This window comes from Chitinophaga sp. Ak27 (genome assembly GCF_012726295.1).
Taxonomy (GTDB): Bacteria; Bacteroidota; Bacteroidia; order Chitinophagales; family Chitinophagaceae; genus Chitinophaga.
In genome coordinates this window covers 1-300 of the sequence record NZ_JABAOB010000039.1, presented here as the reverse complement: position 1 = coordinate 300, position 300 = coordinate 1, and the positions used below count along the sequence as shown (strand labels likewise).

Genomic DNA, 300 nt, shown 5'->3' with positions numbered 1-300 from the left:
AAATTATGTTTAGCTTTAACATTACCTGTGTTTGAACCTAAGCATCACTACTTAGATTCGTGCTGTTGTTTCCATTCTTTCAAAGAACTTTTCAATCTGTGAAGATTGTTTGCCGATGTGTGAGATCTGATCCCGGTGACCCTTTGGTCAGTACATCTTATTATTTCAAAATCAAGGTGATTAAGTGGAGGATATCGGATTCGAACCGATGACCCCCTGCGTGCAAGGCAGGTGCTCTAGCCAACTGAGCTAATCCCCCGTAATCATTGTAGACCCGAGCAGATTTGAACTGCTGACCCC

General features: G+C 43.0%; 1 tRNA gene. It reads right to left on the bottom strand.

What is annotated here, in order from left to right:
- Positions 1-185: 185 nt before the first annotated feature.
- Positions 186-259 (bottom strand) — tRNA-Ala (locus HGH90_RS31535).
- Between the last annotated feature and the right edge of the window lie 41 nt (positions 260-300).